At 65.2% G+C, this 12,953-nt stretch carries 8 protein-coding genes; 5 read left to right on the top strand and 3 right to left on the bottom strand.

What is annotated here, in order from left to right; all coding sequences use genetic code 11:
• The first annotated feature begins 14 nt into the window (after positions 1 to 14).
• From glgX to treY, 4 genes are read left to right on the top strand one after another with little or no spacing between them, the layout of a single operon-like run.
• The gene (gene glgX, locus FQ755_RS02725; RefSeq protein WP_144150735.1) at positions 15 to 2,225 is read left to right on the top strand and encodes a glycogen debranching protein GlgX; all 2,211 of its coding nucleotides are present in this window, start codon (positions 15 to 17) and stop codon (positions 2,223 to 2,225) included.
• A 54-nt stretch (positions 2,226 to 2,279) separates the two neighbouring features.
• Positions 2,280 to 4,193: a malto-oligosyltrehalose trehalohydrolase gene (gene treZ, locus FQ755_RS02730; protein ID WP_144150917.1), complete on the top strand. Its 1,914-nt coding sequence runs from the start codon at positions 2,280 to 2,282 to the stop codon at positions 4,191 to 4,193.
• Positions 4,190 to 6,394, top strand: coding sequence for a 4-alpha-glucanotransferase (gene malQ / locus FQ755_RS02735; RefSeq protein ID WP_144150737.1), 2,205 nt, complete (start codon positions 4,190 to 4,192; stop codon positions 6,392 to 6,394). The genes treZ and malQ overlap by 4 nt, the downstream gene beginning before the upstream one ends.
• Positions 6,391 to 9,243 carry a malto-oligosyltrehalose synthase gene (treY, locus tag FQ755_RS02740; RefSeq protein ID WP_144150739.1) on the top strand — a complete coding sequence of 951 codons (2,853 nt, stop codon included), beginning with the start codon at positions 6,391 to 6,393 and terminating at the stop codon, positions 9,241 to 9,243. The genes malQ and treY overlap by 4 nt, the downstream gene beginning before the upstream one ends.
• 73 nt (positions 9,244 to 9,316) lie before the next feature.
• On the opposite strand, the gene FQ755_RS02745 is transcribed toward treY, so the two are convergent.
• The 3 genes from FQ755_RS02745 to FQ755_RS02755 all read right to left on the bottom strand — a co-directional run bounded on the left by FQ755_RS02745 (position 9,317) and on the right by FQ755_RS02755 (position 12,388).
• Complete coding sequence (locus tag FQ755_RS02745) at positions 9,317 to 10,039, bottom strand: sulfite exporter TauE/SafE family protein (RefSeq protein WP_144150741.1); 723 nt, start codon at positions 10,037 to 10,039, stop codon at positions 9,317 to 9,319.
• 30 nt (positions 10,040 to 10,069) lie between these two features.
• Positions 10,070 to 11,419 (bottom strand): hemolysin family protein, encoded by a 1,350-nt coding sequence (locus FQ755_RS02750; RefSeq protein WP_144150743.1) that lies wholly within the window; start codon positions 11,417 to 11,419, stop codon positions 10,070 to 10,072.
• Positions 11,420 to 11,590: 171 nt separating this feature from the next.
• Entirely contained in the window at positions 11,591 to 12,388 is a 798-nt protein-coding gene (locus FQ755_RS02755) for a sensor histidine kinase (protein ID WP_144150745.1), read from the bottom strand.
• A gap of 210 nt (positions 12,389 to 12,598) precedes the next feature.
• On the opposite strand from FQ755_RS02755, the gene FQ755_RS02760 reads away from it, so the two are divergent.
• Positions 12,599 to 12,940, top strand: a complete 342-nt coding sequence (locus FQ755_RS02760; protein ID WP_144150747.1) for an FKBP-type peptidyl-prolyl cis-trans isomerase — start codon at positions 12,599 to 12,601, stop codon at positions 12,938 to 12,940.
• Positions 12,941 to 12,953: the final 13 nt, after the last annotated feature.

Genomic DNA, 12,953 nt, shown 5'->3' on the forward strand with positions numbered 1-12,953 from the left:
CAAGGACGGGAACCATGTCGCATGCATTGCCCGACCGGCTTTCGCCGGGCTCGCCCTATCCACTTGGGGCGAGCTGGGACGGACTCGGCGTCAATTTCGCGGTGTTTTCGGCCAATGCGCAGCAAATCGAGTTGTGCCTGTTCGACCCGACGGGCCGCAAGGAACTGAAACGTTTCACGCTGCCCGAATGCACCGACGAAATCTGGCACGGCTACCTGCCTAACGCGCATCCCGGCACCGCCTACGGGTTCCGCGCGCACGGCCCCTATCAGCCGCAAAACGGCCATCGTTTCAATCCGCACAAGCTGCTGCTCGATCCGTATGCGCGCAAGCTGGTGGGCCAGTTCCGCTGGTCCGACGCGCTGTTCGGCTATCGGATGCATTCGAACCGGCTCGACCTTTCCATCGACCGGCGCGATTCGGCGCCGGCCATGCCAAAATGCGTCGTGATCGACGAGGCCTTCGACTGGTCGCACGACACACGGCCGAATGTGCCGTGGGGCGAAACGGTCATCTACGAAACGCATGTGCGCGGCGCCTCGATGCTGCGGCCGAATCTGCGCACGCACGAACGCGGCACGTTCGCGGCGCTGTCGTCGCCGGAATTCATCGAGCATCTGCAAAAGCTCGGCGTCACCGCGGTCGAACTATTACCCGTGCACGCCTTTCTGAACGACCGCTTTCTGGTGGAGCGCGGCCGGCGCAACTACTGGGGTTACAACACGGCGGGGTTCTTCGCGCCGGAGCCGTCGTATCTGAGCACGCACCGGCTCGACGAAATGCGCATCGCCGTGCGGCAATTGCATGCGGCCGGCATCGAAGTGATCCTCGACGTGGTCTACAACCACACCTGCGAAGGCGGCGAGATGGGCCCGACGGTGTCATGGCGAGGGCTCGACAACGCCAGCTATTACCGCCTCGTGCCTGGCGACGAACGCCACCATATCAACGACACCGGCTGCGGCAACACGCTGAATCTGCCGCATCCACGCGTGCTGCAGATGGTGATGGATTCGCTGCGTTACTGGTCGACGGCGTTCAACATCGATGGCTTCCGGTTCGATCTCGGCGTGACGCTCGGGCGCGAACATAACGGCTTCGATCCCGGCTCGGGCTTTTTCGACGCCTTGCGCCAGGACCCGATCCTGTCGCAGCGCAAGCTGATTTCCGAGCCGTGGGACATCGGCCCCGGCGGCTATCAGCTGGGCAATCATCCGCCGGGCTTCGGCGAGTGGAACGACCGTTTCCGCGACACCGTGCGCCGTTTCTGGCGTGGCGACGCCGGCTTGCGTCCGGACCTCGCCGCGCGCCTGACGGGCTCGGCTGACCTGTTCAACCGCCGTTTCAGAAAACCGTGGGCGTCGGTCAATTTCGTCGCCTCGCACGACGGTTTTACACTCGCGGACATCGTCTCCTACGAGCAGAAACACAACGAAGCGAACGGCGAAAACAATAACGACGGCCACAACGAAAATTGCAGTTCGAACTGGGGCGTCGAAGGGCCCACCGATGATCCCGCGATTCTCGAAACCCGCGCCCGCGTGGCGCGCTCGCTGATGGCGACGCTCTTCATGGCGCTCGGCACGCCGATGCTGCCGGCCGGCGACGAATCGTGCCGCACCCAGCACGGCAATAACAATGCGTACTGCCAGGACAACGAACTATCATGGATCGATTGGGAACGGGCGGGCTCCGAAGAAGGTCGCAAGATGACCGGGTTCGTGGCGCGCGTGATCGCCTTGCGCAAGCAGCATCCGCTGCTGCGCGAGACTCGTTTCCTGTTCGGCGACCGTGAAGTCCTGCCCGGCCTGTACGACATCGGCTGGTTCGACGAACGCGGTTTTCCCTTGACCATCGAGGCCTGGCAGGATCCCGAAGGACGCGCGCTGACGTTGCGCCGCGCGGGTCCGGCACTCGATGGAGAAACGGAAGTATTGTTGATGATGCTCAATGCATCGAGCGGAATGTTGCGTTTCGCCCCACCCGCGCCGCATCTGGAATGGCACGTGCTGCTAGATACTGCAGACCCCGCTGCGCCCCCTCGTGCTCTGGCGGCACCGGAGGTGGAAGTGGCCGGCCACGGCCTCGTCGTGCTGGCCGCAAGGCCAGTAGGCGACGCAGACTGGCAGGCCGGCTGGCAAGCTGGGCCGCAACACGGCCCGCGGCTTTTGACCGCACTGCCGCCCGATCCCGGCACCGCAATGCCCGGCGACGGCGCCCCGTAAATCCGGCGTGACCGGAATACGAGGCGGCGGAGCTAAACCGAATGGTGATGAATGATGTCCGAAAGTCCGATTGATCCTCACGCGCGTCATCATGCGCATTGTCTGCCGTTCGGCGCGCAGGTCATGGGCGCGGCCAGCACGCGGCCGCACACGCGCTTCCGCTTTTGGGCGCCGTCGTGCCAGTCCGTGCAGTTGATGATAGAAGGCCCCGGTACTCCCGCCACGCTCGAAATGACGGCCACCGGCAATGGCTGGTATGAAGCCGAAGCCGATGTCGGCGCGGGCACGCTTTACCGCTATCGCCTCGACGGCGAGCTGCAAGTGCCCGACCCCGCGTCGCGTTTTCAGCCGCAGGACGTCCACGGACCGAGCGAAGTGATCGACGCGCGCGCCTATACGTGGCAGCACGCGCACTGGCATGGCCGGCCGTGGGAAGAGACGGTGCTGTACGAGTTGCATGTGGGCGCGCTGGGCGGTTACGCCGGCGTCATGCAAAGGCTGCCCGCACTCGCCGAACTCGGCGTGACCGCCATCGAACTGATGCCTCTGAACGACTTCCCCGGCTCGCGGAACTGGGGCTATGACGGCGTGCTGCCGTTCGCGCCCGATTCGGCCTATGGACGCCCCGACGAACTGAAAGCGCTCATCGATACGGCGCACGGCCTCGGGCTGAATGTGTTCCTCGACGTGGTCTACAACCACTTCGGCCCGGACGGCAACTATCTGCACCAATACGCCAAGCCGTTCTTTCGCGAAGGCACGCATACGCCGTGGGGTCCCGCGATCGACTTCGAGCGTACCGAAGTCAGCGATTTCTTCCTCGATAACGCGCTGTACTGGATCGACGAATATCGCTTCGACGGCCTGCGTTTCGACGCGGTACACGCCATCGACAACGACGAATGGCTGCGCGAACTCGCGGACCATATTCGCGCCAAGGTGCGGCATGGACGCCATGTGCATCTCGTGCTCGAAAACGAGCACAACACGGCTAACCTGCTCGAAACGCATTTCGACGCGCAATGGAACGACGACGCGCACAACACGCTGCACGTGCTGCTGACCGGCGAGACCGAAGGCTACTATCACGCCTTTGCGAATCAACCGATCCGCAAGCTGGCGCGCGTGCTGGCCGAAGGTTTTGCGTATCAGGGCGAGCCTTCGCCCATCCACGACGGCAAGCCGCGCGGCGAACCGAGCGGGCATGTGTCGCCCACTTCGTTCGTGATGTTCCTGCAGAATCACGACCAGATCGGCAATCGCGCGTTCGGCGAGCGTCTGCGCAAACTCAGCCCGCCCGGCGCGCTGCGCGCCGCCACCGCGCTGTTGCTGCTGTCGCCGCAAATTCCTCTGCTGTTCATGGACGAAGAGTTCGGCTCCGATCAGCCATTCCTGTTTTTCACTGACTACAAGGGCGATCTCGCGGATGCCGTGCGCGAGGGACGCCGCCGCGAATTCGCGCGTTTCGCGTCCTTCAGCGACGAAAAGCGCCGTGCGCAGATTCCCGATCCGAACGATCCGCAGACCTTCGCCGCGTCGTCGCCTCGCGCGAGTGCCAATGCCGATCAAACCGACGCGCAGGAGCGGCTCGACTGGATGCACTTCTACAAATCCGCCCTCACGGTGCGCGCAAAACTCATCACACCGCGTCTCGCGCATGTGAAGGCGCTAGGGGCAGAGGTGCTGTCCGCGCAGAACGGCGGCGACGCGAACGCGCTCGTCGCCCGCTGGCGGCTCGACGACGGCGAGACGCTCTCGATCGCCCTGAATCTGGGCGACGCCGCCGTGCCGTTGCCGCACACGCCGGAAGGCAAGGTCGTCTTCGAAACACCGCCACGCGCGCGCGATCATCTCGAGGAGCAGCAATTGCCGCCCTATGCCTTCATCGCATGGCTGACCGGCGACGTCAGCGACTACGCCAACACGCACGACGCCCGCAAGGTCATTGAACGGGAGTGGCACGCATGAACGCCACGCGACGCACCGAATCCATCGACAGCCTCGCCACGCGCGCCGGCTTCGAAGTCGAATGGCAAGACGCACACCATGTCATGCAGCACGTCCCCGAGAGCACGCTCTCGGTGCTGCTCGAACGCATGGGGCTGCCGTGCGGCAACGCGACCCAGATCCGCCAGAGCGCCGCCGCGCTCGACGCGGAACTGTCCGGCCGCAAGCTGCCGCCGCTGATGACCGCCGAGTGCGAGCGCGGCATCGCGCTGCCCGCCGCGGCGATCAAGGCGGGCAGCCATTACCGGATCGAACTGGAAAGCGGCTCGCAGATCGACGGCCGCTTCACGGCGCCGAAGGGTGAAGCCGCGCTGCTGGCGCCAATCGACGAGCCCGGTTATCACACGCTCCTGATCAACGATCACCGCATCACGCTCGCGGTGGCGCCTGCGCGCTGCTATACCGCGGCGGATGCATGGCAGGCAGCACACAAGCCGCCCGCACCGCCGCTCTGGGGCATCGCCGCCCAGCTATATGGCTTGCGGCGCACCGGCGACGGCGGCATCGGCGACTATTCGGCGCTCGCGCAACTTGCCATCGAAAGCGCGAAGCGCGGCGCGCACGCGCTCGCCGTCAGTCCGACCCACGCGATGTTCAGCGCCGAACCGGAGCGCTTCAGCCCCTATTCGCCATCCTCGCGCCTGTGGCTCAACGTGACACATATCGATCCGGCCGCCGTGTTCGGCGCGCAGGCAGCCCGTGCCGCGATCGAAACCCATCAGGCCGGCGAAGCGTGGTCGCAACTCGAACGCCTGACGTTGATCGACTGGCCGCAGGCCGTGCGGCTCAAGCTCAAGGTGTTGCGCACACTCTTCGAACAATTCTGCGTGAACGAGCGCGCTCAGGATGCGCCGCGTTCGCTCGAATTCGACGCGTTCTGCGTGCGCGGCGGCCGCGCGCTCGAAGATCACGCGCGTTTCGAAGCATTGCAGGCGGTTCAGCTTGCGCAAGCGGAGCCGAGCGGCCACTGGCGCAATTGGCCCGAGGCCTTGCGCGATCCGCGCAGCGCGGAAGTCGAAGCGTTTGCAAACGAGCATCGGCATGAAGTCGAATTTCATCTGTTCCTGCAATGGCTGGCCGCCAAGGGGCTCTCGCACGCCCAGCATGCGGCGCGCGATGCGGGCATGGCGGTCGGCCTGATCGCGGACCTCGCCGTCGGTTGCGACAGCGCCGGCAGCCACGCGTGGTCGTATCGCGACGAGATGCTGCAGGGCGTGTCGGTGGGCGCGCCGCCGGATCTGTTCAACCAGGCCGGCCAGGCGTGGGGGCTCACGACGTTCTCGCCGCGCGCCATGCGCAACCAGGGCTTCTCGGCTTTCATCGACATGCTGCGCGCGGCCTTTACGCACGCGGGCGGCATCCGCATCGACCACATCCTCGGCCTGCGCCGCCTGTGGCTCGTGCCGGAGGGCGAAAGCGCGCGTCATGGCGCCTATCTGCGCTATCCGCTCGAAGACATGCTGCGGCTGATCGCGCTCGAATCGTGGCGGCATCGTTCGATTGTGATCGGCGAGGATCTCGGCACCGTGCCGTCTGGGTTCCGCGAACGGCTCGACGAACACGGCATCGCCGGCATTCGCGTGCTGTGGTTCGAAGGCGCCGAAGCGGGCAAGGGCTTCAAACCGCCGCAACAGTGGGACCGTAACGCGGTCGGCACCACTACCACGCACGATCTGCCGACCGTCACCGGCTGGTGGCGCGGCGCCGACATCGTGTGGCGCAATCGCATCGGCCAGACCATGCCGCGCGCCGACGGCCTGGACCCGGTTGAAGCCGCAATGGCGGAGCGTGCGGAAGATCGCGCCTTGCTGTGGAGCGCCTTCCAGCAGGCTGGCGTGGCCGCGAAGGATGTGCCCGCGCCGCCGCCCGAAACCGCGCCCGTGGATGAAGCGCTGGCCTTCGTCGCCGCCACGCCCATGCCGCTCGTCACGTATCCGCTCGAAGATCTGCTCGCGCTCGAAGACCAGCCGAATCTGCCCGGCTCGATCGACGAGCATCCGAACTGGCGGCGGCGTCTCGCCTTGCCGGTCGACGAACTGTTCGCCGAACCCGCTTTCTGCGACCGCCTGCTGGCAGTCGAGCGCGCCCGCAGCGCCAGCGTCCCCGGCACTGCTTCAGCTACTGCATCCACTACGGCTTCTACGGGGGCCGACACACCATGACCGTCCCGCGTTCCACACTCCGGCTCCAGTTCCACAAGGGCTTTACGTTCGACGACGCCCTCGCGCACGTCGAATACTTCGCTGCGCTCGGCGTCAGCCATCTTTACGCGTCACCGGTCACGACGGCCGAACCGGGCTCGATGCACGGCTACGACACCGTCGACTACAGCCGCGTCAGCGAGGAATGCGGCGGCGAAGCGGGCCTCAAACGGCTCGTCGATAAACTGCGCGAACGCGGCATGGGGCTGATCATCGACGTGGTGCCGAACCACATGGGCGTCGGCGGATCGAGCAACGCGTGGTGGCTCGATATCCTCGAATGGGGACGGCATAGCGCGTATGCGCGGCATTTCGACATCGACTGGCATTCGCCCGATCCCGCCCTGCGCGGCAAAGTGCTGATGCCGTGCCTCGGCGCCTCATATGGCGACGAGCTCGCGGCAGGGCGCATCGAACTGGCCTTCTCCGAGCAGACGGGACATTTTCACGTGGCCTACGGGCCGCACGTCGGGCCGATTTGTCCGGTCGATTACGCGGCGATTCTGCAAAGCGCCGAGCGCGCGGATCTCAGCGCGCTCGCCGAACGCTTCCACGGACTCACCACCCAGCCCACCGACCAGCCGCGCGCCGCCGAAGGACGCGAACTGCTGCGCGAATTCGTCGCGCAGAACGGCAAATCGGCAATCGAAGCGGCGCTCGCCAACTATGCACCCGGTGAAACCGCAACGCGCGACCGGCTGCATCGGTTGCTTGAGCGGCAGCATTTCCGGCTCGCATGGTGGCGCACGGCATCGGACGAAGTGAACTGGCGGCGTTTCTTCGATATCAGCACGCTTGCCGGCATCCGGGTCGAGCGCCCCGAGGTGTTCGACGCGGTGCATGCGTTGCCGCTGCGTCTTTATGCCGAAGGTTTGATCGACGGCGTGCGGATCGATCACGTGGACGGTCTCGCCGAGCCGCGCGAATATTGCCAGCGGCTGCGGCAGCGCCTTGGCGAACTGCGCGAAGGTGAGCCGTATATCGTGGTGGAAAAGATCCTCGCGCGCGGCGAACCGTTGCGCGAAGACTGGCCGGTCCACGGCACTACGGGCTATGACTTTATGAACGACGTCGGCGCGCTGCTGCACGATCCGGCCGGCGCCGAACCGCTCGCGGCGACATGGGCCGAGCTGACCGGACGCAGCCCGAATTTCGCCGATGAGGCATTGCCCGCGCGGCGCAAGATCCTCGCGGAAAATCTCTCGGCGGAACTGGACCGCGCGACGCGTGCATTGCATCGGATCGCGCGTGACTCGATCAACACACGCGACTTCACGTTCACCGCGCTGCGTCGCGTGCTGACCGAACTGGTAGTGCATTTCCCGGTGTATCGGGTCTATCCGCAAGGCGGTTTGCGCACCGAGGCGGATAACGTCTACTTCAATCAGGCGCTGGAAGGCGCGCGGCAAGCCCTGCCGCCATCCGATTACGCCGTGCTGGAACAGGTCGACGCGTGGCTTGGCAACGGCGCGGCCGAAGACACCGCGCTGGTTCGCCAGGGCGCCGCCGCCAATGCGCAGCAAGGCGCGAACGGGCAGCCGTTCAATCACGCGGGCTCGTCGCGTCGCACGGCACAGACGCTGTTTTCGCAACTGACCGCCCCGGTGGCGGCGAAAGCGGTCGAGGATACCGCCTGCTATCGGTATGGCCGTCTGCTGTCGCGCAACGAGGTGGGTGCGGATCCGGGCGAGTTCGCGCTTTCCGTCAAGCAGTTTCACGACGGCAATCTCGAACGCGCGCGCCGCTTCCCGCATGCCATGCTGGCAACCGCCACGCACGATCACAAGCGCGGTGAGGACGTGCGCGCGCGGCTAGCGGTGCTCAGCGAGATTGCACACGACTGGAGCGCGACGCTGCGGGCGTGGTCGACCTTGAATGCGCCGCAACGCCGCGCGCTCGACGGCAGTCTGGCCACGCTGAATCACGAATGGGCGCCGGGGCCGGCCGCGGAGGCGATGCTGTATCAAACCCTGGTGGGTTGCTGGCCGCCCGAGCTTTCGCCCGACGACGAAGCCGGCGTCAAAGAACTCGCGGAACGGGTCGCGCAATGGCAGTTGAAGGCGCTGCGCGAAGCGAAACTGCGCACGTCGTGGCTCGCGCCCGACGAAGCCTATGAGAAGGCCTGCCACGACTTCCCGTTCGATATCCTCGCGCCACAGCGGCGCGACGGCTTCCTGCGCGAGTTGTCGGCACTGGTGGCGCGCATCAGCCGGGCCGGCGCCATCAATAGTTTGCAGCAGACCGTACTACGATTGACGTCGCCTGGCGTGCCCGACCTGTATCAAGGCACCGAGTTGTGGGACTTCAGCCTCGTGGATCCCGACAACCGCCGGCCGGTCGATTTCGCCCAGCGTGCCGAATGGCTGGTCGAAACGCCGCCGACGGAATTCCTCCCCGAGTGGCGCAATGGCCGCGTCAAACTGACTGTCGTGCAGCGCCTGCTGTCGTTGCGCGCGCATCTGCCTCAACTGCTGAACGAAGGCGCTTATGTGCCGCTAAACGTGACGGGCAAGCACGCCGCGCAGGTGGTCGCGTTTGCGCGCAGGCATGGCAACGCGTGGGCGGTAATCATCGTGACGCACCTTGCGGCTGGCCTGCTCGGTGAGGACAGCGACCTGCCGCTCGTCGATGCGGCGCGCTGGGACGACACTGCGGTCGAGATGCCCGCCGAGTTGACCTCACGTTCGCTATTCGACTGGATGAGCACTGCCGCGCCCAAGGTCGACGATAACGGCTCGCTGCTGCTGCGCGACGCGCTTTCGGCCATGCCGGTTGCGGTGCTGGTGGAGGATGGCGTGCCGCGAGCCTGAACTAAAGCCTTGAGACCCAGGCTTGCGACACGAGCGCGGCGCGCGCAAATGGCAGTCCGCGACTTGCCAGGCTTTAACGTGCCGCAGCCCACAACAACGAAAGCCCGGACGACAGCATCAAGCCGTCGACCACCAGCTTGAACGTGCGCGCGCTCATGCGAACCACCACATAGCGCGCCGCGAACGAGCCCGCCATCAGCGCCGAACCGGTGATCAGGCCATCGACCACGATATGCAGCGGCAGCGCGCCGAAGTGCTGGAACACGGCCACTTTGGTGCCGTACACCGCGAGCGACCCGGCCGCTTCGGTCGCCAGAAACGCGCCTTTCACGAGGCCATATGACATGAACACCGGCACGGTAATCGGCCCGGTCGACACGACGATACCCGTCAGAAAGCCCACCACGCCGCCGATCAGCGCGAGATGCAACAACGAGAAGCGGACGGCGCGGCGCGCCAGCCAGCGACGGGTCGGCACCATCGCAAGAAAAAACAGGCCGAGCGCGAGTTCGACCGCATGCGGCGGCAATGCGAGCAAGGTTCGCACGCCCAGCGCCGCGCCCGGCACGGCCGTCGAGCAGTAAGCGGCGCACGCCCGCCAGTCGACTTCACGCCACCACGCCAGGATCTTGCCCAGATTGCCCATGATCGCGGCAATCGCCATGATCGGCACGGCCTGTTGCGGGCCGAACAGCATGACGAGCACGGGCATCAGCAGCATGGACGAACCGGTGCCGATCACGCCGCTCAGCATGCCTGCGAACAGTCCAACGCCTAGTACGAGCAGATATCCCATGACGCCCCCGGATGATGTCGGACGGAGATTTTAACCGTCCTCATCGTCGAAGTGCTTTGGATACACGCGCACCAGCAGAATGCGCGGCCCCCTCATCTTCTTGACGACGATATCGAAGCGATCGAATTCGATCCGCTGTCCTTCGGCCGGCAGATCGTTGAGTGCCTGAATCACGAGGCCGCCCACCGATTCGGCGCTGCCTTCCTCGATATCGATTCCCAGCGCCCGTTCCAGCGACACCACCGGCAAGCTGCCCTTGCCCATCAGCGTGCCGTCGTCCATGCGGGTCCAGTCGGCGTCGCCCTGACGGAATTCGTCGTGAATCTGCCCGACCAGCGCGCCGAGCAGATTGTCGAGCGTGAGAAAGCCGATCGGCGCGGCGTTCTTATGTCCGACCAGCGCCATATGCGGCGCGCCCTTGCGAAAGCGCCGGAACAGTTCCAGCGCCGGCATGTCCGGCTTCACGTACTGAACCGGCCGCACATACTTCGAGAGATCGTCGAGCGTGCTGCCTGCCTGACGCGCCAGCAACAGATCCTTCAGGTGAATCATGCCGGCCACGCGCTCGCCCGCGCCGTCCTCGAACAGCGGATAGCGGCTGAAGCGATGCTGCGCAACCACCTGCATGTTCTCGCGCAACGGCAAGTCGCGGCGTAGTCCGACCATCTCGTAGGCCGGCCGCATCAGGTCGGAAACCGTCATGCGCGAAAAATCCAGCGAGTGCGCGATGGTGTTCCATTCATCCTGGCTGTATGCGCCATCCGCCGTGCCCAGGGCCGCGCCGCTCGCCACATTGGCGCGGCGGCCGCGCAGGATCAGCTTCAGTTCTTCCGTGGAGTAATGCGCGTCGCCGCCGTGATCCGCCGTCAGGCCGGCCAGACGCAGTACCGCGTTCGCGCTGGTGTTGAGCAGCCAGATGGCCGGGTACATGGCCCAGTAAAAACCGTAGAGCGGCGTGGCGGCCCACAGCGACACCTTCTCGGCTTGCCGGATCGCGAGCGACTTCGGCGCCAGCTCGCCCACCACGATATGCAGGAACGAGATGCACGAGAAGGCGAAGAACAGCGAAACGCCGTGGATCAGCTTCTCCGATTCGATGCCCAGCAGTTTGAACACCGGCGTCAGCAGATCCGCGAAAGCCGGCTCGCCGATCCAGCCCAGACCGAGCGACGCCAGCGTGATGCCCAGCTGGCAGGCCGACAGATAGGCGTCCAGCTGGCCGTGTACTTTCGCCAGCAACCGGCCGCGCATGCCGTGCTTCGCGGCGAGGCTCTGCATGCGCGTCTGCCGCAATTTCACCAGACCGAATTCGGCGGCGACGAAAAATCCATTGAGCGCGACCAGCAGCAACGCACCGATAAGGGCGACAACCTGAATCAAGAGAAAAAGCTCCGGCAACGAAAGGTTGTCAGTATAAAGCGGCGAAAGCTGGGTGAAAGCCAGAGTGCGACGTGGCGATCGTGGCGCAGGCAGGAATGTAAGAGGCGGGTGATACCGGTCTGCCGCCCGCCTCGCAGACGCCCTTCGCCCTTCTCCCTTCGCCCCTCGCCCTTAAGCCGCGGCGAGCGGAATGCGCAAAGTCAGCGTCGCGGCCTGGCCGTCCTGCATTTCGCCTTGCTCGAAGGCGCCGCCGTGCGCTTCAGCGACGCGCTTGCACAGCGATAACACCCACGCAATCCGCCCCGCTTCGCGCGGCGCCCGCGCCTGGGTGCGCGCGAACGGTTCGAGCAGATGCGGCAGTGAGGCATCGTCGAACGCGGCCAGCGTCGGATCGTAGGTAACGACGGCGTGCCACGCATTTGCATCCGCACTCGACGCGAGTTTGACCTCGGCGCCACTCGTGCTGGCTTCCACGGCGAACGTCAGCATCAGCCACAACGTGGCGGCGAGACGCTCGCGATCGCCGTTGCATTGCTCGGTGGAGAGTTGCGACTCGAACGCGACCGACACGCCGCGCGATCTCGCCAAGCCTGCGCGGACCTCGTCGACCGAATCCGAGAACAAAGCCTGCAAGGCGAACGGCCCGCGCGTGAGCGCCACCGTTTTGGTGCCGGCGCGCGTCGTATCGACGAGCGATTCCAGCAGCTTGACCTGCTGATCCACGCCGCTGCGAATGCCGGTAATGGCACGCTGCGCGGCTGGGTCGTTGGCGTCGAGCTTGCGTTCGAGCACGTAGGCCCAGCTATGGATCGCATTCAGCGGACCACGCAGGTCGTGCGACACCAGCGACAAAACGTGATCGCGCATGAACAGTGCGGCCTCGGCGCACAGATGCGCGGTGCGTTCGGACAAGGAGACCCCTGATGCGCCCTGCTGGCCGCTGCCGGTTCCGGTGGAAGACGTTGTCACAATCGAAGCCCTCTAAGGCTGTGCATGGTATGGAACGGAACTGTCATTATAGGCACGCTCCATTGCGTGCCAGGCTGCATCAGCATGCGCTGGCATACCAATGGAATCGCAAGCGCGTCAAAACCCGTAGCCAAACCCATGCCATCTGGCCGGCGCACCGCCAACACGCCTACAATGTCGCTTTTTACGACCTGAATTAAGGAGCAACTCATGGCGACCGTGACTACCGAATCCGGCCTCAAATATGAAGACCTGACCGAAGGCAGCGGCGCTGAAGCCGTCGCCGGTAAATCCGTCAGCGTGCACTACACCGGCTGGTTGACCGACGGCCAGAAGTTCGACTCGAGCAAGGACCGAAACGATCCCTTCGCGTTCGTGCTGGGCGGCGGCATGGTCATCAAGGGCTGGGACGAAGGCGTGCAGGGCATGAAAGTGGGCGGCGTGCGCAAGCTGACGATTCCGCCGCAACTCGGCTACGGCGTGCGCGGCGCGGGCGGCGTGATTCCGCCGAATGCGACGCTCGTGTTCGAAGTGGAACTGCTCGAAGTCTAAATTCTCTCTCCAG

It is taken from the genome of Paraburkholderia sp. BCC1885 (genome assembly GCF_900996235.1).
Classification (GTDB): domain Bacteria; phylum Pseudomonadota; class Gammaproteobacteria; order Burkholderiales; family Burkholderiaceae; genus Paraburkholderia.

Coding starts and splice junctions, on each gene's coding strand:
- glgX (WP_144150735.1), top strand. CDS start 15: ATGTCGCATGCATTGCCCGACCGGCTTTCGCCGGGCTCGCCCTATCCA.
- treZ (WP_144150917.1), top strand. CDS start 2,280: ATGTCCGAAAGTCCGATTGATCCTCACGCGCGTCATCATGCGCATTGT.
- malQ (WP_144150737.1), top strand. CDS start 4,190: ATGAACGCCACGCGACGCACCGAATCCATCGACAGCCTCGCCACGCGC.
- treY (WP_144150739.1), top strand. CDS start 6,391: ATGACCGTCCCGCGTTCCACACTCCGGCTCCAGTTCCACAAGGGCTTT.
- FQ755_RS02745 (WP_144150741.1), bottom strand. CDS start 10,039: ATGGGATATCTGCTCGTACTAGGCGTTGGACTGTTCGCAGGCATGCTG.
- FQ755_RS02760 (WP_144150747.1), top strand. CDS start 12,599: ATGGCGACCGTGACTACCGAATCCGGCCTCAAATATGAAGACCTGACC.